This is a genomic window from Microbacterium sp. BR1 (assembly GCF_002812725.1).
GTDB lineage: Bacteria > Actinomycetota > Actinomycetes > Actinomycetales > Microbacteriaceae > Microbacterium.
The window spans coordinates 1,087,886-1,110,712 of sequence record NZ_NMUN01000004.1 but is presented as its reverse complement, the minus strand read 5'-3'; the positions used below and the strand labels follow the sequence as shown (position 1 = coordinate 1,110,712).

General features: G+C 65.8%; 15 protein-coding genes and 3 rRNA genes. 17 read left to right on the top strand and 1 reads right to left on the bottom strand.

Annotated features, from left to right (window positions below):
* Positions 1–11: 11 nt before the first annotated feature.
* From CGU35_RS09440 to CGU35_RS09415, 6 genes are all read left to right on the top strand, one after another.
* Positions 12–1,184: a heparan-alpha-glucosaminide N-acetyltransferase domain-containing protein gene (locus CGU35_RS09440; RefSeq protein WP_232711209.1), complete on the top strand. Its 1,173-nt coding sequence runs from the start codon at positions 12–14 to the stop codon at positions 1,182–1,184.
* Positions 1,181–2,611 (top strand): argininosuccinate lyase, encoded by a 1,431-nt coding sequence (gene argH, locus CGU35_RS09435; RefSeq protein ID WP_100811220.1) that lies wholly within the window; start codon positions 1,181–1,183, stop codon positions 2,609–2,611. The genes CGU35_RS09440 and argH overlap by 4 nt, the downstream gene beginning before the upstream one ends.
* A 110-nt stretch (positions 2,612–2,721) precedes the next feature.
* Positions 2,722–3,369 (top strand): SatD family protein, encoded by a 648-nt coding sequence (locus CGU35_RS09430; protein ID WP_100811219.1) that lies wholly within the window; start codon positions 2,722–2,724, stop codon positions 3,367–3,369.
* Positions 3,366–4,199, top strand: coding sequence for a hypothetical protein (locus tag CGU35_RS09425; RefSeq protein ID WP_100811218.1), 834 nt, complete (start codon positions 3,366–3,368; stop codon positions 4,197–4,199). Before CGU35_RS09430 ends, CGU35_RS09425 begins: the two co-directional genes overlap by 4 nt.
* A gap of 56 nt (positions 4,200–4,255) precedes the next feature.
* Positions 4,256–5,557, top strand: coding sequence for a tyrosine--tRNA ligase (gene tyrS, locus CGU35_RS09420; RefSeq protein WP_100811393.1), 1,302 nt, complete (start codon positions 4,256–4,258; stop codon positions 5,555–5,557).
* A 35-nt stretch (positions 5,558–5,592) separates the two neighbouring features.
* Positions 5,593–6,414 carry a DUF4184 family protein gene (locus tag CGU35_RS09415; protein ID WP_100811217.1) on the top strand — a complete coding sequence of 274 codons (822 nt, stop codon included), beginning with the start codon at positions 5,593–5,595 and terminating at the stop codon, positions 6,412–6,414.
* A gap of 117 nt (positions 6,415–6,531) precedes the next feature.
* On the opposite strand, the gene CGU35_RS09410 is transcribed toward CGU35_RS09415, so the two are convergent.
* Positions 6,532–7,839 (bottom strand): CoA transferase, encoded by a 1,308-nt coding sequence (locus CGU35_RS09410; protein WP_100811216.1) that lies wholly within the window; start codon positions 7,837–7,839, stop codon positions 6,532–6,534.
* 552 nt (positions 7,840–8,391) lie between these two features.
* On the opposite strand from CGU35_RS09410, the gene CGU35_RS09405 reads away from it, so the two are divergent.
* The 11 genes from CGU35_RS09405 (at position 8,392) to CGU35_RS09350 (ending at position 22,813) form a co-directional block, all read left to right on the top strand.
* Positions 8,392–9,913: ribosomal RNA gene (locus CGU35_RS09405) — 16S ribosomal RNA — on the top strand.
* Positions 9,914–10,328: 415 nt separating this feature from the next.
* Positions 10,329–13,447 (top strand): 23S ribosomal RNA (locus CGU35_RS09395).
* 118 nt (positions 13,448–13,565) lie between these two features.
* Positions 13,566–13,682, top strand: a 5S ribosomal RNA gene (rrf, locus tag CGU35_RS09390).
* Together the 16S, 23S and 5S rRNA genes form the textbook arrangement of a ribosomal RNA operon.
* Positions 13,683–13,791: 109 nt before the next feature.
* Entirely contained in the window at positions 13,792–15,588 is a 1,797-nt protein-coding gene (locus CGU35_RS09385) for a tetratricopeptide repeat protein (RefSeq protein WP_100811214.1), read from the top strand.
* Positions 15,588–16,628, top strand: a complete 1,041-nt coding sequence (locus CGU35_RS09380; RefSeq protein WP_100811213.1) for an HAD-IIA family hydrolase — start codon at positions 15,588–15,590, stop codon at positions 16,626–16,628. The genes CGU35_RS09385 and CGU35_RS09380 overlap by 1 nt, the downstream gene beginning before the upstream one ends.
* Before the next feature lie 63 nt (positions 16,629–16,691).
* Positions 16,692–16,874, top strand: coding sequence for a hypothetical protein (locus tag CGU35_RS09375; RefSeq protein WP_100811212.1), 183 nt, complete (start codon positions 16,692–16,694; stop codon positions 16,872–16,874).
* On the top strand, positions 16,871–17,695 hold the full coding sequence (locus tag CGU35_RS09370) for a TlyA family RNA methyltransferase (RefSeq protein ID WP_100811211.1): 825 nt from the start codon (positions 16,871–16,873) through the stop codon (positions 17,693–17,695). Before CGU35_RS09375 ends, CGU35_RS09370 begins: the two co-directional genes overlap by 4 nt.
* Before the next feature lie 130 nt (positions 17,696–17,825).
* The gene (locus tag CGU35_RS09365; RefSeq protein ID WP_100811210.1) at positions 17,826–18,821 is read left to right on the top strand and encodes an NAD kinase; all 996 of its coding nucleotides are present in this window, start codon (positions 17,826–17,828) and stop codon (positions 18,819–18,821) included.
* A complete protein-coding gene (recN, locus tag CGU35_RS09360; protein WP_100811209.1) occupies positions 18,818–20,515 on the top strand; it encodes a DNA repair protein RecN in 1,698 nt (565 codons plus the stop codon). The genes CGU35_RS09365 and recN overlap by 4 nt, the downstream gene beginning before the upstream one ends.
* A gap of 14 nt (positions 20,516–20,529) precedes the next feature.
* Positions 20,530–22,239: a CTP synthase gene (locus CGU35_RS09355; protein WP_100811208.1), complete on the top strand. Its 1,710-nt coding sequence runs from the start codon at positions 20,530–20,532 to the stop codon at positions 22,237–22,239.
* A complete protein-coding gene (locus CGU35_RS09350; protein WP_100811207.1) occupies positions 22,232–22,813 on the top strand; it encodes an NUDIX domain-containing protein in 582 nt (193 codons plus the stop codon). The genes CGU35_RS09355 and CGU35_RS09350 overlap by 8 nt, the downstream gene beginning before the upstream one ends.
* Positions 22,814–22,827 lie beyond the last annotated feature (14 nt).

Genomic DNA, 22,827 nt, shown 5'->3' with positions numbered 1-22,827 from the left:
GAGGTCATCCGTTGAGCGAGCGCAGCGAGGCGAAACGCCCCCTGCTCGCCGAAAACTGGCGCCGTCTGAATGGCCCGCGCCGGATTGCCGGGCTCGATCTCGCGCGCGGTCTGGCCGTCATCGGGATGTTCGCGGCGCACCTGCTGTGGATCGATCCGTTCGACATCGCGGACCTCTCGACCTGGACAGACGTGGTCAACGGGCGTTCATCGATCCTGTTCGCGACGCTCGCGGGAATCTCGATCGCGCTCCTCACCGGCGGACGTACACCGGTGAGCGGCGCGGCGCGGGAGCGGGCATCCGCTCGGCTCGCGCTGCGCGCTCTCTGCATCTGGGTGATCGGTGTGCTGCTGATCCTCACGCAGGTGCCGGTCTACGTGATCCTGCCGGCGTACGCCATCCTGTTCCTGCTGGTGCTGCCACTGCTGCGTGTGCGACCCGCGTTCCTCTTTGCGTTCGCCGCCCTGCTCGGACTCGTGATGCCCTGGGTGCAGGCCGCGATCATTCAGTTGCCGTTCTGGGACACCGCGCTTGGGGCGGATCTGGGTCTGCTGATCGGCCTCAACTATCCGTTCACGGTCTGGATCGCCTTCGTCGTCGCGGGACTCGGCGTTGGTCGCCTCGATGTGCGGGCACTCCGGACGCAGCTCGCCCTCGTGGTCGTGGGTGCGGCTCTCGCGATCGTGGCGTACACGCTCGCCGCCGTCGCGCCCGCGACGCCGGACACCTATCTCGCGATGGTCTGGACCGCAGATCCGCACTCCGACGGACTGCTCGAGGTGTTCGGCTCGGGGGGCTTCGCGGTCGCGGTGGTCGGCCTCTGCCTGCTGCTCGCCCGACCGTGGTGGCGCGCGCCGGATGGCGGCGAGGCGTGGCTCGGCCCGCTCGGGTGGCTCACCCTGCCCCTGCGCGCCGTCGGTTCGATGCCGCTCACCGCGTACGTCGGTCAGATCGTCGTCTGGTGGGTGCTGCAGCCGGCACCCGAAGCGGGCGAGTCGACGCTCGGGGCCTTCCGGGACACCGATCCGTTCGTGCCTTTCGTGGTCTGGACCGTGGTCGCCTGCACGCTGTGGGCGTTGCTCGTGGGGCGCGGACCCCTCGAGTGGGTGCTCGACCGCGTGTCACGCCTGGCGGGTCCCCGCGGGCCGGCCGCGCTACATGCCGTCGATAGGGTGGACTCGTGAGCAACGACAAGGCGCAGGGTACGAACGAGGGGGCGCTCTGGGGCGCACGATTCGCGGGCGGTCCGTCGCCCGAACTGGCCGCGCTGAGTCGCTCGACGCAGTTCGACTGGGTGCTCGCGCCCTACGACATCGCCGGCTCGAAGGCGCACGCCGCGGCGCTCGCCGCGGCCGGGTATCTCGAGCCGGATGAGCTCGCCGCGATGCACGCCGCCCTCGATGCCCTGGCCGCGGACGTCGCCTCGGGCGCTTTCGTCGCGGCGGAGGCCGATGAGGACGTGCACGGTGCCCTCGAGCGGGGCTTGATCGAGCGGGCGGGTGCCGAACTCGGCGGGCGTCTGCGCGCCGGACGCAGCCGCAACGACCAGATCGCGACGCTCGTTCGGATGTATCTGCTCGACCATGCGACGGTCATCGCCCGGGACATCCTGCGTGTCATCGATGCCCTTGTCTCACAGGCGGAGGCTGCGGGATCCGCGATCATGCCGGGTCGGACGCACCTGCAGCACGCCCAGCCGATCCTGCTCGCCCATCATCTGCAGGCCCACGCCTGGCCGCTCGTACGCGACCTCGAACGCCTGCGCGACTGGCGCGCCCGCGCCGCCGTTTCGCCGTATGGCGGGGGAGCGCTCGCGGGGTCGAGCCTCGGCCTCGATCCTGCACTGGTGGCCCGCGAGCTCGGCCTCGACCGCCCCTCCGAGAACTCGCTCGATGGCACCGCCGCGCGCGATGTGGTCGCGGAGTTCTCGTTCATCGCCGCGATGATCGGCATCGACCTCTCGCGCTTCGCCGAAGAGATCATCCTGTGGAACACGCGCGAGTTCGGCTTCGTGACACTCGACGATGCGTATTCGACAGGTTCGAGCATCATGCCGCAGAAGAAGAACCCGGACATCGCCGAGCTGACGCGGGGCAAGGCGGGGCGCCTGATCGGCGACCTGACCGGTCTGCTCGCCACGCTCAAGGGTCTGCCGCTGGCGTACAACCGCGACCTGCAAGAGGACAAGGAGCCCGTCTTCGACGCGGTCGTGACGCTCGAGGTGCTGCTTCCCGCGATCGCCGGGATGATCGCGACGCTGCGATTCGACACCGAGCGGATGGCTCGGCTCGCCCCCGAGGGTTTCTCGCTCGCGACCGATGTGGCCGACTGGCTCGTGCGTCGGCGCGTGCCGTTCCGCGATGCGCACGAGATCTCGGGCGCGCTGGTGCGCGCGTGCGAGCAGCGCGGTATCGGACTCGAGGATGCCTCGGACGAGCTCTTCGCCGAGGTCTCGCCGTTGCTCACGCCCGACGTACGCGAGGTGCTCACGATCGAGGGTTCCGTCGCGAGCCGCTCCGGGGCAGGCGGTACGGCGCCCGTGCGGGTGACCGAGCAGCGGGCCGAGCTCGTCGCGCGCGCACAGACCGCGAGCCACGCGCTCGGACTCTGAGCCCGAGCGACCGTTCCCGCCTCTCGTGTCGGCCGGCGAGCTCGCGATGATATTGCTCGCAAATAAGCGTTGACCTTATATTCCTGAATAATAAGCGATATGCTTATGGTATGCCCATAGCCGTGATCGCTGACATCATCGGATCTCGTCGTCTTGACGACCGCGAATCCGCTCAACGTACGCTCGACGACGCCATCGCCGCGACGGAGCGCGCCTTCCCCCTCGCCCGGCAGCCCTTCCGCCCCACCGCGGGCGACGAACAACAGGCCGTCTACGACACCCTCGATGCCGCGCTGGCCTCGACGTTGCTGCTGCAGTTGACGCTTCCGGATGCCGTGGCTTTCCGCTTCGGCATCGGGATCGGACCGCTCGCACCCATCCGATCCGCCGCGGGCGAGATTCCCGAGGGGCCGGCGTGGTGGGCGGCGCGCGAGGCCATCGACACCGTTCACGCGAAGCAGCGCCGCGCCGCGCCGAGCGCGCGCGCCTGGGTTGTCGGTGGTGCGGACGAGACTGACGGTATGTCCATGCCCGTGCCGCTCGCCAACGCGTACCTGCTGGCGCGCGACCAGATCGTCACCTCGATGTCGGAACGCACACGCCGACTCACCCTCGGGCGCTGCCTGGATCGGTCGCAGAAGGACCTCGCCCAGAGCGAGGGCATCACGCAGTCCGCCGTCTCTCAGGCGCTCACGGGGGCCGGAGCCTCCGCGATCGTCGAGGGCTTCCACGCGCTGACGCGGCGGGCGGGATCGTGACCCTCACGGGGCTCGTGCTGCTCGCGATCGGTGCGGCAGACCTGGTGCGAGCCTTCGTGCGCGTGTCCATGCCTGGCCGCCGTTGGATCGGGTTCGCGGTCGTGGGACTCGTCGTCATCACGATCGGTGTCTGCGCGGCGGCGCCCCTCGCTATCGTCGTGGCTCTGGTCTCCGCCGGAGTCTGGCTGTGGCTCGTCCCGCACGCGGGCGGCGGCCGGGCCGGCGCCTGGCCCATGATGGCGCTGCTCGTCGTGTGTTTCGGCGGCATTCTGGTCGGTGACGGCCCGCTGGGCGGTGGGGGCGGGGGAGTGCTCACCCAATTGCCACCCCTCGCGTCGCCCCTCGGTCCGCTGTCCGCCGCTGACATGCTCCTCCTCGTGGGAACGGTCGTGTTCTTGCTCGAGTCGGGCAACGTCATCGTGCGCTCCGCTCTCGCGCTCGAGCGCGTCATCCGTCCGCCCGAAGAAGCTGCGATGAGGGATGTCCCGGGTGCAGCACACGACCCCGCCGTGCACGGCCCCGCCGCACCCGTTTCCGTACCGCCTCTTCCGCCACCGCCTCCGGCTGCCCGCGCATCGGCGCTCAAGGGCGGCCGACTGATCGGGCCCCTCGAGCGCCTGCTCGTCTTCGCGCTCACCCTCACCGGTGCCTACACGCTGCTCGCGGCCGTCATCGCGGCGAAGGGCATCGTGCGATTCCCGGAGATCTCGCGCGATGGCGAGAACGGCGACCGCGCCGAGTACTTCCTCGTGGGCAGCATGGTCAGCTGGGTCACGGCCCTCGCGGCGGCCTTCCTCGTGTGGTGGGTGCTCGGATCCGGCGGCGCGTGAACATCGCCGACCACGCCCGTCCGGGCGTCCGGCGGGCCGCTGATAACCTCGAAGACGTGCCATCCGATGCCCTCACCGCGACCGCTCCCGTGCGCGATCCCGCCTTCGACAACGTCTGGGATGACCTCGTCTGGCGCGGGCTCATCCACGTCTCGACCGATGCCGAGACTCTCCGCGAGATGCTCGGTGGCGACCCGATCGTGTACTACTGCGGCTTCGACCCGACGGCGCCGAGCCTGCACCTCGGCAACCTCGTGCAGCTGCTCACGATGCGTCGACTGCAGCTCGCGGGGCATCGTCCGCTGGGGTTGGTCGGCGGATCGACGGGTCTGATCGGTGATCCGCGGCCGACGGCCGAGCGCACCATCAACACCCGCGAGACCGTGAGCGAATGGGTCGAGCGCCTGCGGGCACAGGTCGAGCGGTTCCTGAGCTTCGACGGCGACAACGCCGCGCGGATGGTCAACAACCTCGACTGGACCGCACCGCTCAGCGCGATCGACTTCCTGCGTGAGATCGGCAAGCACTACCGCGTCGGAACGATGATCAAGAAGGATGCCGTGAGCGCCCGGCTGAATTCCGAGGCGGGCATCAGCTACACCGAGTTCAGCTACCAGATCCTTCAGGGACTGGACTACCTCGAGCTCTACCGCGAGTACGGCTGCGTGCTGCAGACCGGCGGCAGCGACCAGTGGGGCAACCTCACGAGCGGCGTGGATCTGATCCACCGCGTCGAGGGTGTCTCGGTGCACGCGCTCGGCACGCCGTTGATCACGAACAGCGACGGCACCAAGTTCGGCAAGAGCGAGGGCAACGCGATCTGGCTGGACGCCGAGATGTGCAGCCCGTACGCGTTCTACCAGTTCTGGCTCAACACCCTCGACGCCGACGTGATCTCCAGGCTGAAGGTGTTCACCTTCCTCGGCCGGGACGAGATCGAGCGGTACGAGAAGCTCGTCGAGACCGAGCCGTTCCGCCGCGAGGCGCAGAAGCGGCTGGCACTCGAGGTCACCGCGCTCGTGCACGGAACGGATGCGACGGCCGCCGTGATCGCGGCATCCGAGGCGCTCTTCCAAGGCGGAGACCTGATGGCGCTCGATGCGGCGACGCTCGAGTCCGCCCTGCGCGAGCTGCCGCACGCCGAGCTGCCACCGGGGACCGACATCGTTCGCGCTCTCGTCGATACGGGTCTGGTGGCGAGTCTGTCCGAGGCCCGGCGCGCGATCGCGCAGGGCGGCGTCAGTCTCGACGGCGAGCGGGTCGCCGACGAATCCGTCGTCGTGTCGGGCGCCCTTCCGGGCGGGGTTTCCGTGCTCCGTCGCGGCAAGAAGACCCTGGCGGGCGTCTTCGTCCGATGATCGCGCCCGAACAGTGACCGAGAGCTGACGGCCGGATGCCGTTCACCCCGAGCCACGCGGTCGTCGCGCTGCCGTTCGTGCGCACGCCGCTGGTGCCGGCGGCGATCGCGATCGGTGCGATGACGCCGGACCTGCCGATCTTCCTGCGGGGATTCGGTCTGCGGTATTCGGTCACGCACACCTGGTCGTGGCTTCCCGTCACGGTTGTCGTTGCGCTCGTGCTGCTGCTCGTCTGGCGTTGTGTTCTGCGGCCGGCCGCGCTCGATCTCGTGCCGAGGGCGCTGGCCGAACGGCTCCCGGCAGGGTGGCATGTCGGGGCCCGGGCCTCTGCGCGTGAGACGTTCGCGCGACACCGACCCGGCGCTGCGCCGGGCACGATCTCGCTGGCGAGCATCCTGCTCCTCGCTCTCTCGCTCGGCCTGGGCGTCGCGAGTCACATCGCGTGGGACCTGTTCACGCACCTCGACCGGTGGGGTTTGCTCGCCTTCCCGGCCCTGGCCGAGAAGTGGGGCCCGTTGGCGGGTTACAAGTGGCTGCAGTACGGTTCATCGGCGCTCGGATTGCTGATCATCGGGGTGTGGGCCGTGTGGTGGCTCGCGCGTCGTCCGCCCGAACCCGTGCCGGATCGGGTCGCGGGCTTCGTGCGCGTCGCCTGGTGGCTGTCGCTGCCGGTGTTCCTGACGACCGCGTGGATCGGCGGGCTGGCGATTTTCGGACCGCTCCGGCCGGGCTTCGGGGTCGAGCACCTGGCATACCTCGTGCTTCCGCCGACCGTGGGCATCTGGGGCGGGCTCACCCTGGTACTCGCGATCGTCCTGCAGGTGTGGCACCGGACGCCCATGCCCCGGCGCCTCTGAAGCCACCTTCGAGCCAATTTTCCCTTCGCTTCGACTTCGATCTGCACCGAACGGACGCAACATGCCGTTCCACAACGACATGGAACGGCATGTTGCGTCCGTTCGCGGGCGGGTGGGTCACAGCCAAGCGGGGGTGTCCGCACCCCAGGGGCGTGGCGGGGCGAACGCATCCGGTCCGCCCTCGTACGCGATCGCGGGGCCCGCGGTCGTGAGAATCCCGCCGTCGAAGGCGAAGGTCTGCAGGTGCGGGGCCGGGTCGAAGGGCTCGGCGGCGCTCGGCTCGGCCGTTCGGGGCATTCGAAGGAGCTCCGCGGCGACTCGACGCAGAGACGTCTCCGCGAGCCACGACCCGCCCTCGAGCGATTGACGTTCGAGCAGGCTCATGATCTCGGCGGCGAGCAGATACCCGGCGCTGTGGTCGAGCGCCTGTGCGGGGAGGGCCCCGGGGATGCCGTCCTCGCGCGACTCGATCCAGGCGATGCCGCTCGCGGCCTGCACGATGCTGTCGAATCCACGGCGGTCGGCGGACGACGCGTCGAAACCCCATGCCGACAGCCGTGCGACGATGATTCCGGGATGGCGAGAGGCCAGTTCGGCGGGTTCGAGCCCCAGGTGTGCCAGACCGGCGGGGCGATAGCCGAGAACGATCACGTCGGCGTCGACGAGCAGGCGATCGAAGACCTCCCGATCGTCGGGCTCTCTCAGATCGAGCACGGTCGACCGCTTGCCATGCCCGGTGTCCGCGTGCTGCATCGGCAACTCGGGGTGCCGGCGCGGATCGATCCGCAGAACGTCGGCTCCGAGCAGCGCCAGGGTTCGGGTCGCGACCGGTCCCGCGATCACGCGCGTCAGATCCAGGACACGGATGCCGTGCAGCGGCGCCGCCGTCGGCCCCCAGGTCCGCGGGCGAGCGGGGGAGGAGCCCAGGCGATCGACTCGCACAACGGGACGCTCGGCGAGGAGAGCATCCGCGTCCGCGTTCTCGTGCATGACGCTGACGCAGATGCCGCCGCGCGCACTGATGGCCTCGGCAGCGACCCCCGCCGGCATCGCCGCGAGGGTGCGCGCCACCGCGTCCCGGTCCGCGTCCCGCGGGAGAGCGAGAGCCATCCGGAGCGCATCCGCGTGGTGCGGATAGTTGCCGTGGGTGCGTACCCATCCGTCGGATGTGCGGAAGAATCCCGAGAGCGGGGCCCAGGGCGAGGGCGATTCGCCATCGAGGAGGATGTGGCGCTCGCTGGAGTAGGCCACCGCGATACGTGCGGGATCGAGGGATGCCGGCTCGGCCGAGGCGAGCTGGGCGGCCGCACGCGACGCGGCGGAGACGCTCTGCCACGCGAGCGCGCCGACGGCGAGGCGCGAGGGGAGGGGGACAGGCGGTGTCGTGGCGGCATCGCGGGCGTCGGATTCCACGGGATCGATCATGGTCGAGATCGTAGACCCGCATGCGCCCTCGGTGTCGGCGCCGGAAAAACCCCGGAAACATGCGCGACACGCCCGGGACGCACCGCAATTTGCCCGTCCGGCGAAACCGCACGTAAAGTAATACCTGTTCGCCCCAAAGGAGCGCGGTGAGGCCCCGAAAGCTTCCCCTCCTCAAGCGAAGAACATCCCATCAAAATCAGCTCTCTTGAGTGCTGCAACCTTCGGGTTTACGATGGGAAACTCCTCTGATTGGAGTGCCTACGGACATGAAGTCCGGGTCACGAAGAACTGAGAATGTCGATTTGACATCTCGGACAGAGGATGTAAGATAGAGAAGTTGCCCTGCGGGACGGTCGAGAGACACGGCGCAGGAGCATCCGATCCTTGAGAACTCAACAGCGTGCACTTGTCAAATGCCAAAAAACCTCGCGGTCAGCTTGTCTGACCGATGAGATTCTTTTGAGATTAAACGGATATGTCAGTAATGACATCCGATCGTCAGATCAAACTCGCTCGGCTCGACCCATTCCGGTCTTGTCGCAGCAAAATTCTTTCACGGAGAGTTTGATCCTGGCTCAGGATGAACGCTGGCGGCGTGCTTAACACATGCAAGTCGAACGGTGAAAGAGAGCTTGCTCTCTGGATCAGTGGCGAACGGGTGAGTAACACGTGAGCAATCTGCCCCTGACTCTGGGATAACAGTTGGAAACAGCTGCTAATACCGGATACGAGCTTCGAAGGCATCTTCAGAAGCTGGAAAGAACTTCGGTCAGGGATGAGCTCGCGGCCTATCAGCTAGTTGGTGAGGTAATGGCTCACCAAGGCGTCGACGGGTAGCCGGCCTGAGAGGGTGACCGGCCACACTGGGACTGAGACACGGCCCAGACTCCTACGGGAGGCAGCAGTGGGGAATATTGCACAATGGGCGCAAGCCTGATGCAGCAACGCCGCGTGAGGGACGACGGCCTTCGGGTTGTAAACCTCTTTTAGCAGGGAAGAAGCGAAAGTGACGGTACCTGCAGAAAAAGCGCCGGCTAACTACGTGCCAGCAGCCGCGGTAATACGTAGGGCGCAAGCGTTATCCGGAATTATTGGGCGTAAAGAGCTCGTAGGCGGTTTGTCGCGTCTGCTGTGAAAACTGGAGGCTCAACCTCCAGCCTGCAGTGGGTACGGGCAGACTAGAGTGCGGTAGGGGAGATCGGAATTCCTGGTGTAGCGGTGGAATGCGCAGATATCAGGAGGAACACCGATGGCGAAGGCAGATCTCTGGGCCGTAACTGACGCTGAGGAGCGAAAGGGTGGGGAGCAAACAGGCTTAGATACCCTGGTAGTCCACCCCGTAAACGTTGGGAACTAGTTGTGGGGTCCATTCCACGGATTCCGTGACGCAGCTAACGCATTAAGTTCCCCGCCTGGGGAGTACGGCCGCAAGGCTAAAACTCAAAGGAATTGACGGGGACCCGCACAAGCGGCGGAGCATGCGGATTAATTCGATGCAACGCGAAGAACCTTACCAAGGCTTGACATATACGAGAACGGGCCAGAAATGGTCAACTCTTTGGACACTCGTAAACAGGTGGTGCATGGTTGTCGTCAGCTCGTGTCGTGAGATGTTGGGTTAAGTCCCGCAACGAGCGCAACCCTCGTTCTATGTTGCCAGCACGTAATGGTGGGAACTCATGGGATACTGCCGGGGTCAACTCGGAGGAAGGTGGGGATGACGTCAAATCATCATGCCCCTTATGTCTTGGGCTTCACGCATGCTACAATGGCCGGTACAAAGGGCTGCAATACCGCAAGGTGGAGCGAATCCCAAAAAGCCGGTCCCAGTTCGGATTGAGGTCTGCAACTCGACCTCATGAAGTCGGAGTCGCTAGTAATCGCAGATCAGCAACGCTGCGGTGAATACGTTCCCGGGTCTTGTACACACCGCCCGTCAAGTCATGAAAGTCGGTAACACCTGAAGCCGGTGGCCCAACCCTTGTGGAGGGAGCCGTCGAAGGTGGGATCGGTAATTAGGACTAAGTCGTAACAAGGTAGCCGTACCGGAAGGTGCGGCTGGATCACCTCCTTTCTAAGGAGCACTTGGAGGCCTCAGGGCCTTCCAGAGCCAGATTCGAGACACACGTTCTCGACTGGTAGCTCATGGGTGGAACATTAGACAAGGTGCCGTATCGGAAAGTCCCGAACTCAGTACGCTGCTTGCAGCTGGAAAGGTTCTGGTCGTTCTCTCGGCACATGCACGCTGTTGGGTCCTGAGGGACCGGATGCGCTCGGCCCACGGGTCGGAGCAGACGAACCTCAGGACCTTTCTTCGTTGCCACAGGATGGCATCGCGGGAAGGTACCGCCCGTACTTTGAGAACTACACAGTGGACGCGAGCATCTTTGAGTCGATCAACGATCGACTCACAAAGATGATCTTAAAGATCATTAGTCAATTTCGAGTTGAGCATCTGCTCAAACCGATTCTGATTCAAACTCATGTGATTTCAAATCTTTAAGAGCAAACGGTGAATGCCTTGGCATCTGGAGCCGAAGAAGGACGTAGCAATCTGCGATAAGCCTCGGGGAGTGGATAAGCACACCTTGATCCGAGGATTTCCGAATGGGGAAACCCCGCTGGGCAGCGTGCTGACCCAGTGACTCCCGCCTGAATATATAGGGCGGGTAGAGGGAACGTGGGGAAGTGAAACATCTCAGTACCCACAGGAAGAGAAAGCAACCGCGATTCCGTTAGTAGTGGCGAGCGAAACCGGAAGAGGCTAAACCGAGTATGTGTGATATCCGGCAGGAGTTGCATATTCGGGGTAGTGGGACTTTTCATGTTGCTCTGCCGAGCAGCAAGCGTGATGAGACGATATAGACGAATGGTATTGAAAGACCAGTCATAGAGGGTGCCAACCCCGTAGTCGAAATGTCGCCCTCAGCGCGAGAAGTATCCCAAGTAGCACGGGGCCCGAGAAATCCCGTGTGAATCCGCCAGGACCACCTGGTAAGCCTAAATACTCCCAGATGACCGATAGCGGACAAGTACCGTGAGGGAAAGGTGAAAAGTACCCCGGGAGGGGAGTGAAATAGTACCTGAAACCGTTTGCTTACAAACCGTTGGAGCCTCCTTAGTAGGGGTGACAGCGTGCCTTTTGAAGAATGAGCCTGCGAGTTAGCGATATGTGGCGAGGTTAACCCGAGTGGGGTAGCCGTAGCGAAAGCGAGTCTGAATAGGGCGATTCAGTCGCATGTCCTAGACCCGAAGCGAAGTGATCTATCCATGGCCAGGCTGAAGCGAAGGTAAGACTTCGTGGAGGGCCGAACCCACTTAGGTTGAAAACTGAGGGGATGAGCTGTGGATAGGGGTGAAAGGCCAATCAAACTTCGTGATAGCTGGTTCTCTCCGAAATGCATTTAGGTGCAGCGTTGCGTGTTTCTTGCCGGAGGTAGAGCTACTGGATGGCCGATGGGGCCCAAAAGCTTACTGACGTCAGCCAAACTCCGAATGCCGGTAAGTGAGAGCGCAGCAGTGAGACTGTGGGGGATAAGCTTCATAGTCGAGAGGGAAACAACCCAGACCACCAACTAAGGTCCCAAAGCGCGTGCTAAGTGGGAAAGGATGTGGAGTTGCCTTGACAACCAGGAGGTTGGCTTAGAAGCAGCCACCCTTGAAAGAGTGCGTAATAGCTCACTGGTCAAGTGATTCCGCGCCGACAATGTAACGGGGCTCAAGCACGCCACCGAAGTTGTGGCATTGACATTATTGGTAGGCCTTCGTGGTCCAGCCGTGTTGATGGGTAGGAGAGCGTCGTGTGGCCAGCGAAGCGGCGGTGTGAACCAGCCGTGGAGGCTACACGAGTGAGAATGCAGGCATGAGTAGCGAAAGACATGTGAGAAACATGTCCTCCGAAAGACCAAGGGTTCCAGGGTCAAGCTAATCTTCCCTGGGTAAGTCGGGACCTAAGGCGAGGCCGACAGGCGTAGTCGATGGACAACGGGTTGATATTCCCGTACCCGCGAAGAACCGCCCAAACTAACCCAGTAGTGCTAAGTGTCTGAATCCCACTGACGGATCCCTTCGGGGTGAAGCGTTGGGCCTAGCGCACGACCCCATGCTGGTGCGGTTAGCGTATTAACAGGTGTGACGCAGGAAGGTAGCCGGTCCTCGGCGATGGTAGTCCGAGGCCAAGTGCGTAGGCCGAGAGATAGGCAAATCCGTCTCTCACTAAGGCTGAGACACAAAGGGGAGCCCGCAAGGGCAAGATCCGGTGATCCTATGCTGCCAAGAAAAGCATCGACGCGAGGTTCTAGTGGCCCGTACCCCAAACCGACTCAGGTGGTCAGGTAGAGAATACCAAGGAGATCGAGAGAATCGTGGTTAAGGAACTCGGCTCGGCAAAATGCCCCCGTAACTTCGGGAGAAGGGGGGCCTTCGACGTATAAGGACTTGCTCCGAAAGCGTTTGGAGGCCGCAGAGACTAGTGGGTAGCGACTGTTTATTAAAAACACAGGTCCGTGCCAAGTCGCAAGACGATGTATACGGACTGACGCCTGCCCGGTGCTGGAAGGTTAAGAGGACCGGTTAGCCGCAAGGCGAAGCTGAGAATTTAAGCCCCAGTAAACGGCGGTGGTAACTATAACCATCCTAAGGTAGCGAAATTCCTTGTCGGGTAAGTTCCGACCTGCACGAATGGCGTAACGACTTCCCAACTGTCTCAACCGCGAACTCGGCGAAATTGCATTACGAGTAAAGATGCTCGTTACGCGCAGCAGGACGGAAAGACCCCGTGACCTTTACTATAGTTTGGTATTGGTGTTCGGTGTGGCTTGTGTAGGATAGGTGGGAGACTGTGAAGCTTGGACGCTAGTTCAGGTGGAGTCATTGTTGAAATACCACTCTGGTCACTCTGGATATCTAACTTAGAACCGTAATCCGGTTCAGGGACAGTGCCTGATGGGTAGTTTAACTGGGGCGGTTGCCTCCCAAAAAGTAACGGAGGCGCCCAAAGGTTCCCTCAACCTGGTTGGCAATCAGGTGTCGAGTGTAAGTGCACAAGGGAGCTTGACTGTGAGACTGACAAGTCGAGCAGGGACGAAAGTCGGGACTAGTGATCCGGCAGTGGCTTGTGGAAGCGCTGTCGCTCAACGGATAAAAGGTACCTCGGGGATAACAGGCTGATCTTGCCCAAGAGTCCATATCGACGGCATGGTTTGGCACCTCGATGTCGGCTCGTCGCATCCTGGGGCTGGAGTAGGTCCCAAGGGTTGGGCTGTTCGCCCATTAAAGCGGTACGCGAGCTGGGTTTAGAACGTCGTGAGACAGTTCGGTCCCTATCCGCTGCGCGCGTAGGAAATTTGAGAGGATCTGACCCTAGTACGAGAGGACCGGGTTGGACGAACCTCTGGTGTGTCAGTTGTCCTGCCAAGGGCACCGCTGATTAGCTACGTTCGGGATGGATAACCGCTGAAAGCATCTAAGCGGGAAGCCGGCCTCAAGATGAGATTTCCATGCCTTCGGGCGAGAGGCTCCCAGCCAGACTACTGGGTTGATAGGCCGGGTGTGTAAGCGTGGCAACACGTGTAGCTGACCGGTACTAATAAGCCGATGATTTGATAATCACCTATTTTTGCTAGGTGCTTGCGTCCACTGAGTGGTTCTCGATGTACGGTCGAGAACCGCATGAGGTGACTTACGTCACCAAACTCATGCTTGAACGATTGAAACATCAATAGTGTTTCGGCGGCCATAGCGAGAGGGAAACGCCCGGTTACATTCCGAACCCGGAAGCTAAGCCTCTCAGCGCCGATGGTACTGCAGGGGAGACCCTGTGGGAGAGTAGGACACCGCCGGACTTCTTTCAAGAAAGGGCCACCCAATGCTGGGTGGCCCTTTCTTCGTTAACAACGCTGTTTTACAACAGTGCGATTTCGCCGACGGGCGGGTCGCGAAAGGATCGGAAACATGGCAGACGACGACCGCAAGGACGATGAGCGTCGCGGTGGACCCGATCGGGGGCGCGGACCTTCTTCGGGTGCGCCCCGCACCGGTGGCGGCGCAGATCGGCGCCCGTCGTCTCCACGTGGAGGCGATGGTGCGCGGAAGCCGTATGAGAAGCGTGACGGGAATTCGTCCCGCCCGCCCTATGCGAAGCGTGATGGTGACGCCTCACGCAAGCCGTATGAGAAGCGCGACGGCAACTCTTCCCGCCTGCCTTATGTAAAGCGGGATGGTGACGCTCCGCGCAAGCCGTATGAGAAGCGTGACGGGAACTCGTCTCGCCCGCCCTATGCGAAGCGTGATGGTGACGCTCCGCGCAAGCCGTATGAGAAGCGTGACGGCAACTCGTCTCGCCCGCCCTATGCGAAGCGGGATGGTGACGCTCCGCGCAAGCCGTATGAGAAGCGCGACGGCAATTCGTCCCGCTCGCCTTATGTAAAGCGTGATGGGGATGCGTCGCGCAAGCCGTATGAGAAGCGCGACGGGAATTCTTCGCGCCCCCCTTATGCCAAGCGTGACGGTAACTCCGCACGTCCGCCCCATACCCAACGTGAGGGTGACACCGCGCGTCGTCCCTACGAGAACCGCGACGGCGGTGGCTCGCGTCCGCCCTATGCGAAGCGTGATGGTGACGCCTCTCGGAAGCCGTACGAGAAGCGCGACAGCAATTCGTCGCGCCCGCCCTATACGAAGCGTGACGGGGACGCTCCGCGTCGTCCGTACGAGAACCGTGACAGCGGTGGCTCGCGTCCTCCGTACGAGCGCCGTAACGGTAACGCAGGTCGGCCCGCGTACAACCGCAGCGATGCTCCGCCGCGCGATCGCGACTTCGAGCCGCGCATTCCCGATCCGTTCCTGCCCGACGACGTCACCGCGCGTGATCTTCACCCGAGCGCGCGCAACGAGCTGCGCACGCTCAGCAAAGAGAACGCCGATACCGTCGGTCGCCACCTCGCGATGGCCGTCCGGCTGATCGACGAGGATCCCGCACTCGCCCACGAGCACGCCCTGGCCGCGTCGCGCAAGGCGGGTCGCGTGGCTGTCGTTCGCGAGTCGCTCGCGATCACGGCCTACGCCGTCGGCGATTTCGCCCTCGCACTGCGGGAGTTGCGCACGTACCGGCGTATCTCGGGCAGCGACGACCAGATCGCGATGATGGTCGACAGCGAGCGTGGGGTGGGGCGTCCCGATCGTGCGCTCGAGGTCGGTCGCGCTGTCGATCGTGATTCGCTGCCGATCGAGACCCGCGTCGAACTGGCCGTTGCCATGTCCGGTGCTCGACTCGATCTGGGTGATCCCGAGCGCGCCCTGCGCGAGTTGGACATCCCCGAGCTGGATCCCGATACCGCATTCCCGTGGAGCCCCGGTCTCTTCGCCGCGCGCGCAACGGTGCTCGAAGAGCTCGGGCGTCTGGACGAGGCCGCGCGGTGGACCCGACTGGCCGAAGTGGCCGAGGCGGCCCTCGACGGCGATGGCTCGGACGACGTGCTCGAGATCGACGAGATCGAAGAAGTCGAGATCGACCTCGACGACGTTGATGACCTCGACGATGCCGATGAGGTCCTCGACGGTGCTGATGACCACGTCGACGCCGCTGAGGTCGTCGAGGACGCCGATGACCTCGACGACGCCGATGAGCTCGTCGAGGGCTCTGATGACCTCGACGACGCAGATGCGGTTCCCACGGCTGGCCCGGACTCCGAAGACACCGCCGAACCCCTTGAGGGCGAGGAGACCGACAAGACCGAGGCATCCGACTGATGGCGCTGCTCGGGAGGGTGACCCCGTCGCCGCTCGAGGGGGTCGACGCGGTGCTGGCCGATCTCGACGGGGTCGTCTATGCCGGACATCAGGCGATTCCGCACGCCGTGGAGGCGTTGAACGCCGCGGGTCGGACGCGGCGGCTCGGCTACATCACCAACAATGCCTCTCGGACGGACGCGACCGTTGCCGGGCAGCTGCGTGAACTCGGGCTCGCCGTGCAGCCCGAAGACGTCATCACGAGCCCGCAGGCCGCCATGCGACTGCTGCGGGACATGCTCCCCGAGGGGTCGCGTGTGCTGGTCGTCGGGGGAGAGGGCCTGACCGTCGAGGTCGAGAAGGCCGGCTTCATCGTCACGCGCAGCGCCGAGGATGCTCCCGCCGCCGTGGTGCAGGGCTTCTCGCCGGATGTCGCCTGGCGCGATCTGGCCGAGGCCGCGTACGCCCTCGCCGTGCCCGAGGACGAGGGCGGCATCCCGTGGATTGCCACGAACACGGACTGGACGATCCCGCAGGCGCGTGGCATCGCGCCGGGCAACGGCACGCTCGTGTCGGCCGTGCACACCGCCATCGGGCGGCTCGCGACCGTCGCGGGCAAGCCCGAGACGCCGATCTTCGTCGAGGCGATCGCGCGGTTCGGATCGAAGCATCCGCTGTTCATCGGCGACCGCCTCGACACCGACATTCTGGGTGCGCAGCGCGCCGGGATCGCCTCGGCTCTCGTGTTGACGGGCATCGACCGGCCGAAGCACGTCCTCGCCGCGCCGGCGGGGTCACGTCCGGACTTCATCCTCGGTGACCTGCGCGAGCTGTCGCAGCCGTATCCGATCGTGAAGACGCGCGGGAAGGATGGCGCGGTCACGGTCGGCGACGCCACCGTCCGGGTGTCCGGAAACGACGTCGAGATCGTCGCCGAAGGTTCGGCGCAGATCAACCTGTTGCGCGCCGCGGCCCGAGCGATCTGGGATTCCGGGCGCGCGATCTACGGGCTGCGGGTGCCCGAGCGCCTCTACGACGACCCTTTCCGCGCTGCCCGCTGATCGGCGACCGTCGCTGACGCGGGGCACCGAGGCATCCGTCGTCCTTCGTCGTATCCTGGGGCGATGAGCAACACGCCCGAGGGAGCCTTCGACGACAGCCTGGTGTCGCGCCTGCGGGTGGTCGAGGAACAGCCGCTCGCGACCCGCGCCGCAGCGTTCGACGCGATGTACGACGAACTTTCGCGTGAGCTCGAAGGTGTGGGCGGCCTCGCCGATCCGCGCGCTTCGGCGTCCGGCGACCGATGAGTGAGCGGCTGGATGCCGCGTTGGCGGCGCGCGGTCTCGCGCGTTCCCGCACGCACGCCGCGGGGCTGATCTCCGACGGGCTCGTGACGGTGGACGGTCGCCCCGTCGTGAAGGCGTCGGCCCGGGTCGAGGAGTCGTCGCTGATCGAGGTCGCCGCATTCGACCACTACGTCAGTCGCGCCGCCCACAAGCTCATCGCGGCTCTCGACGCGTTCCCCATCGAGGTTGCCGGCCGCGTGGCGCTCGATATGGGTGCGTCGACGGGCGGGTTCACGCAGGTGCTGCGCGAGCGCGGCGCCGACCCGGTGATCGCGGTCGACGTCGGCCATGGCCAGCTGTCGGAGAGGATTCGGGATGACGCGGGTGTCGTGTCCGTCGAGGGCTACAACGTCCGTGACATGACGCCGGAGTCGCTCGCCGCGGTCAGCGGTGTGACCAGCGCACCCTCGGTCGTCACGGGCGATCTTTCTTTCATCTCGCTGGCGTTGGTGCTGCCGGCCGTGCGGGCGACGATGGCGCCGGGCGGTGACGCCGTACTGCTGATCAAGCCGCAGTTCGAGGTGGGCCGCACATCCGTTCGGGGCGGGCTGGTGACCGATCCGGCATCGCGCGCGGATGCCGTTGCGGGTGTGCTCTGGGCGGCGTGGGACGCGGGCCTCGGAACGCACGGCGTGGTCGCCTCGCCGCTGCCCGGCACGCACGGCAACCACGAGTTCGTGGCCTGGCTCCGGGAGCGTGACGCGGAGGATGGCGGAACGGACGCGGATGCGTCGAACCCGAGCGCCTGGCTCGCCATGGTGAACGAGCTCACGCAGCGCTGAACCGGCGTCGGTGCCGTACCGGAGCATCCGGTGACGTAAGGCCACAGATGTCCTCCACAGCGCGCGGGCGGCCCGGCGAACGGGAGGCATCCGACAGAATGGGTGGGGCGAACCAATCGGCGGGAGCGGCATGACGAGCACGCGCAACATCCTGGTCGTCGCGCATGCGCTGCGCGACGACACGGTCGCCGCCGCGCGCCGCGTGACGGCGGCACTGCACGCCGCGGGTGCCCGGGCCGTATTCTCGGCCGACGATCGCACCCAGCTGGGCAAAGCGATCAGGGACTTCGACAACACGGGAACGCTCGGCATCGACGTTCCCGTCGACGAGATCGAGCTGGCCATCGTGCTCGGCGGCGACGGCACGATCCTGCGCGCGGCGGAGCTGGTGCGCGGTGGCACGGCCCCGGTGCTCGGCATCAACATGGGGCATGTCGGATTCCTCGCCGAGATCGAGCGGGATGAACTGGACGAAGCGGTGCATCGCGCCATCCTCGGCGACTACCGGGTCGAGGAGCGCCTGGCCCTCGCCGTGCGCGTGCAGGCGTCCGACGACTCGCTCATCTACGAGACGTGGGCGCTGAACGAGGCGACGGTCGAGAAGGCCAGCCGCGAACGGATGCTCGAGGTCGTCCTCGAGGTGGATGGCCGCCCCCTGTCGAGTTTCGGGTGCGACGGCATGGTCGTCTCGACCCCCACGGGTTCGACCGCCTACAACTTCTCGGCAGGCGGACCCGTGATCTGGCCGACCGTGGAGGCGATAGCGGTCGTGCCGCTGTCCGCGCACGCCCTCTTCGCCAAGCCCCTCGTGGTGGGCCCCGAGGCCACGATCGCGATCGAGGTGCTCGAGAGGACGAACGGCACGGGCATCCTCTGGTGCGACGGCCGCCGCTCGCACGACCTGCCGCCCGGCGCCCGCGTGATGGTGCATCGCTCGCCCGAGCCCGTCCGTCTCGCGCGTCTGCATCCCGCCGCGTTCACCGACCGCCTCGTGCGCAAGTTCCGGTTGCCGGTCGACGGATGGCGCGGGCCCATCGCCGCCGACCCCGAGACCTGGGCGACGCACGAACCCACCGAAGCGGAATTCGATCTCGACCCCGACACCCACCGCGGGGCGGGCGCGTGATCGAGGAAGTACGACTCGCGGGGCTCGGGGTGATCGCCGAGGCGACGCTGCCGCTCGGCCCGGGCTTCACCGCCATCACGGGTGAGACCGGCGCGGGCAAGACCATGGTCGTGACGGGCCTCGGTCTGTTGCTCGGCCAGCGTGCCGACTCGGGCGTGGTGCGTGCGGGCGGTCAGGCCGAGGTCGCGGGCATCTGGAACGTTCCGGCCGAGGGATCCGTCGCCGATCGCGTCCGCGAAGCCGGGGGAGACCTCGAACCCCTGGGCACCGACCGGGCCGAGCTGTACGTGAGTCGCACGGTGACGGCCGAGGGTCGTAGTCGCGCGAGCGTCGGCGGGCGCGCGGCGCCGGCCGGTGTGCTCGCGGACCTGGCTGACGATCTGGTGGTCGTTCACGGCCAGTCCGACCAGTTGCGCCTGCGGTCGGCAACGGCCCAGCGCGACGCGCTCGACCGATTCGGGGGAGCGGGGGTGCGCGCCGCGCTCGTCGCCTACCGGGACGCGTGGGCGCGCTGGCGTGCTCTCGACGCCGAGCACACGACCCTGACGACCCAGCGCGATGTGCGCACGGCCGAGGCCGAGACGCTGCGTGCCGCGCTCGCCGAGATCGAGGACGTCGCACCGCAACCGGGCGAGGATGTCGAGCTCGCCCAGCGCGCCGAGCGCCTCGCGAACGTGGAAGAGCTGCGGGCGGCTGCCGCGGGGGCGCGCGAGGCGCTGTCCGCCGAGGCGGATGCCGTGGACGTCTCCATCCTGATGGGCGAGGCGCGGCGCCTGCTGGAGCGCGCGAGTGCGCAGGATCCCGCGCTCGAGACGTTCTCGCAGCAGGTGGCCGAACTCGGGTTTCGTGCCGCCGAGATCGCGACCGACCTGTCGGGCTATCTCGCCGACCTGGACGAATCGGGACCCCTCGAACTCGACGCCGTCGAAACGCGGCGCGCGGCGATCGGCGCTCTGATCCGGCACCACGGAACGTCTCTGGACGAGGTCCTGGCGCTCGCCGAGACCGGCGCCGCCCGACTGGCCGAACTCGAGGGCGACGACGCCCGCATCGATGAGCTGGCCGACGAACTCCAGACCGCCGCCCGAGCCCTCGACGACGCCGCCGCATTGCTCACGGAGCGCCGGACGGTCGCCGCGGTGGCCCTGGGCGACGCCGTGAGCGCCGAACTCAGCGCCCTCGCGATGCCGGACGCGCGCCTGCAGGTGACGGTGTCGCCCGGCGCCGCATCGTCCGATGGCCGCGACGATGTCGCGCTGCTGCTGGCCCCGCACCCCGGCGCCGAGCTCCGTCCGGTGTCTAAGGGCGCGTCGGGCGGCGAGCTGAGCCGCGTCATGCTCGCGATCGAGGTCGTCATCGCCGGAACCGACCCCGTGCCGACCTTCGTTTTCGACGAGATCGACGCGGGCATCGGCGGGGCCGCCGCGATCGAGGTCGGGCGTCGTCTCGCGCGCCTCGCCGAGGCATCCCAGGTCATCGTCGTCACGCACCTCGCGCAGGTGGCCGCGTTCGCCACCAACCACCTGACCGTCGTGAAAGAGAACGACGGGTCGGTGACCGCCTCGAGCGTCCGCAGGCTCGAAGGGCCCGAGCGCGCTGCTGAGATGGCGCGGCTGCTGTCGGGACTTCCCGACTCGGCCGCGGCTCTCGAGCACGCGCGCGAGCTGCTCGGGCTCGCGGGCTCACGCGACTGATAGGATTAAAGCCCGTGGCGGAAACTGCATCGGGAACATCGAACGACATCACCAAGCACATCACGAGGCACATCTTCGTGACCGGTGGTGTCGTTTCTTCATTGGGTAAGGGCCTGACCGCCGCGAGCCTCGGCAATCTGCTGACGGCGCGGGGTCTGCGGGTGGTGATGCAGAAGCTCGATCCGTATCTGAACGTCGATCCGGGCACGATGAACCCGTTCCAGCACGGTGAGGTCTTCGTCACCGACGATGGCGCCGAGACCGACCTCGACATCGGGCACTACGAGCGCTTCCTGGACGTCGAGTTGAGTCAGGCGGCCAACGTCACGACGGGTCAGATCTACTCGCAGGTGATCGCCCGCGAACGTCGCGGCGAGTACCTCGGCGACACCGTGCAGGTCATCCCGCACATCACGGACGAGATCAAACGACGGATGCGTCTGCAGGCTACGCAGGATCCCCAGCCCGACGTCATCATCACCGAGGTCGGCGGCACGGTCGGCGACATCGAGTCGCAGCCCTTCATCGAGTCGGCGCGCCAGATCCGCCACGAACTCGGCCGCCGGAACGTCTTCTTCGTGCACGTCTCGCTCGTGCCGTTCATGGGCGCATCCGGCGAGCAGAAGACCAAGCCGACGCAGCACTCGGTCGCCGCGCTCCGCTCGATCGGTATCCAGCCCGACGCTCTCGTGCTGCGTAGCGACCGGCCCGTCACCGAGTCGAACAAGCGCAAGATCGCGCTGATGTGCGACGTCGACGAAGACGCCGTCGTCAACGCGGTCGACGTGCCGAGCATCTACGACATCCCGACGATGCTGCACGATCAGGGTCTCGACGCCTACATCGTCAACGCGCTCGGCCTCGACGAGGCGAACGATGTCGACTGGTCGCGCTGGGAACGGGTGCTGGGCGCCGTGCACAACCCCAAGCACGAGGTCACGATCGGCCTGGTCGGCAAGTACATCGATCTGCCGGACGCCTACCTGTCGGTCACCGAGGCGCTCAAGGCGGGTGGCTTCGCGCAAGAGACGCACGTCAACATCCGCTGGATCCCGTCCGATCTGTGCGAGACGCCGGATGGCGCGGCCCGCGCCCTGGCGGACGTCGATGGCATCTGCGTGCCCGGTGGCTTCGGCATCCGCGGCATCGAGGGCAAGCTCGGTGCGCTGAAATTCGCGCGCGAGCAGGGCATTCCGACGCTCGGACTGTGCCTGGGGCTGCAGTGCATGGTGATCGAGTACGCGCGCAACCTCGCCGGGCTCGAGGGTGCGTCATCGAGCGAGTTCGACCCCGACACCGAGTTCCCGGTCATCGCGACCATGGCCGAGCAGGTGGACATCATCGCGGGCGGCGATCTGGGCGGCACGATGCGCCTCGGCCTGTACGCGGCGGACCTTCGCGAGGGGTCGCTCGCCGCCGACCTGTACGGCGCGACGCAGGTCTCGGAGCGCCACCGGCACCGCTACGAGGTCAACAACGCGTACCGCGACCGCCTCACCGAGGCCGGCCTGGTGTTCTCAGGCCTCTCGCCCGACCGGGCATTGGTCGAGTACGTCGAGCTGCCGCGCGACGTGCACCCGTACTACATCGCCACGCAGGCGCACCCCGAGCTGCGTTCGCGCCCGACCGCGCCGCACCCGCTCTTCCGCGGGCTCGTCGGTGCGGCGCTCGAACGTCACCGCGCGAGCGAGCTCTTCGACGTGGATCCGGTGGAGAATGACTGATTTCTCAGCACTGCGCGATGAGCCGGTCGAACTCGAGATCAGCCGCAGCGAGGTCGTCTATCCCGGCCGTGTCTGGGATGTGCGCAGCGACACCTTCGACTACAACGGCGAGTCGACGTCACGCGACTACGTCGATCACACCGGTGCCGTCGCCATCGCGGCGATCGATGACGACGGACGGATCCTGCTGCTGCAGCAGTATCGTCATCCGATCCGTTCGCGCGACTGGGAGATCCCGGCGGGCCTGCTCGACATCGACGGGGAGCCGCCCGCCGACACCGCCCGCCGTGAGCTGGCCGAAGAGGCCGATCTGACGGCGAGCCGCTGGAGCGAGCTCGTCAGCATGAAGACCTCACCGGGCGGCAGCGACGAGGTCGTGCACATCTTCCTCGCGGAGGGCATCTCACCCGCGCCCGAGACGTACGCGCGCGAGGCCGAAGAGGCCGACATCCGCTTGGAGTGGGTTCCGCTCGAAGACGCCGTCACGGCCGTGCTCGAGGGGCGGATGCAGAACGCGATCCTGATCGTCGCCGTGCTTGCGGCATCCGAACGTCGCCGGCGCGCGGCGGGCTGAGCCGAATCCGGGAC

What these genes read in the sequence shown, in the direction of transcription:
- CGU35_RS09430 (WP_100811219.1), top strand. Translation starts at nt 2,722, where the DNA reads ATGCCCATAGCCGTGATCGCTGACATCATCGGATCTCGTCGTCTTGAC.
- CGU35_RS09415 (WP_100811217.1), top strand. Translation starts at nt 5,593, where the DNA reads ATGCCGTTCACCCCGAGCCACGCGGTCGTCGCGCTGCCGTTCGTGCGC.
- CGU35_RS09410 (WP_100811216.1), bottom strand. Translation starts at nt 7,839, where the DNA reads ATGATCGATCCCGTGGAATCCGACGCCCGCGATGCCGCCACGACACCG.
- CGU35_RS09385 (WP_100811214.1), top strand. Translation starts at nt 13,792, where the DNA reads ATGGCAGACGACGACCGCAAGGACGATGAGCGTCGCGGTGGACCCGAT.
- CGU35_RS09380 (WP_100811213.1), top strand. Translation starts at nt 15,588, where the DNA reads ATGGCGCTGCTCGGGAGGGTGACCCCGTCGCCGCTCGAGGGGGTCGAC.
- CGU35_RS09375 (WP_100811212.1), top strand. Translation starts at nt 16,692, where the DNA reads ATGAGCAACACGCCCGAGGGAGCCTTCGACGACAGCCTGGTGTCGCGC.
- CGU35_RS09370 (WP_100811211.1), top strand. Translation starts at nt 16,871, where the DNA reads ATGAGTGAGCGGCTGGATGCCGCGTTGGCGGCGCGCGGTCTCGCGCGT.
- CGU35_RS09365 (WP_100811210.1), top strand. Translation starts at nt 17,826, where the DNA reads ATGACGAGCACGCGCAACATCCTGGTCGTCGCGCATGCGCTGCGCGAC.
- CGU35_RS09350 (WP_100811207.1), top strand. Translation starts at nt 22,232, where the DNA reads ATGACTGATTTCTCAGCACTGCGCGATGAGCCGGTCGAACTCGAGATC.